The sequence below is a fragment of the Variovorax sp. dw_954 genome (genome assembly GCF_018449755.1).
Classification (GTDB): domain Bacteria; phylum Pseudomonadota; class Gammaproteobacteria; order Burkholderiales; family Burkholderiaceae_C; genus Variovorax.
In genome coordinates this window covers 1-637 of record NZ_JAAVVD010000105.1, presented here as the reverse complement: position 1 = coordinate 637, position 637 = coordinate 1, and the positions used below count along the sequence as shown (strand labels likewise).

Genomic DNA, 637 nt, shown 5'->3' with positions numbered 1-637 from the left:
CGGGCATGCCGGCGGCGTCGGCTTCCTGAAGTCGCCGGTGGGCTATGCGCTGCATGCGTTCTTCGGTGAGAACACGCTGCGCTCCGACCTTTCGATCTCGGTGCCGGAACTCGGCTCGCTGCTGGATCACACCGGGCCGGTGAAGGAAGCGGAGGCTTACGCGGCGCGGGTCTTCGGCGCGGACCACACCTACTTCGTGACCAACGGCACCTCGACCGCCAACAAGATCGTGTGGCACTCGATGGCCGGGCATGACGACCTGGTGATCGTCGACCGCAACTGCCACAAGTCGCTGCTGCACTCGCTCATCATGACCGGCGCCACGCCGATCTACTTCACGCCCGCGCGCAACGACTACGGCATCATCGGCCCGATCGGGCTGGACCAGTTCTCGCCCGAGGCCATCCGCCAGAAGGTCGCGGCCAGCCCCATCGCGCGCAACGCGAAGGGCAACGTGCGCATCGCCGTGGTCACCAATTCCACCTACGACGGCCTTTGCTACAACGCCGAGAAGATCAAGGCGGAGGTGGCCGACCAGGTCGATGCGCTGCACTTCGACGAAGCGTGGTACGCCTATGCCGCGTTCCATGAGTTCTATGAGGGCAGACATGCCATGGGCGTGCCGCGCGGCCATCCT

The 637-nt window shown here is 65.5% G+C and carries 1 pseudogene; it reads left to right on the top strand.

Annotated features, from left to right (window positions below):
- Window positions 1–637, top strand: a pseudogene (locus HB681_RS37715) (beta-eliminating lyase-related protein); the annotation flags it as partial.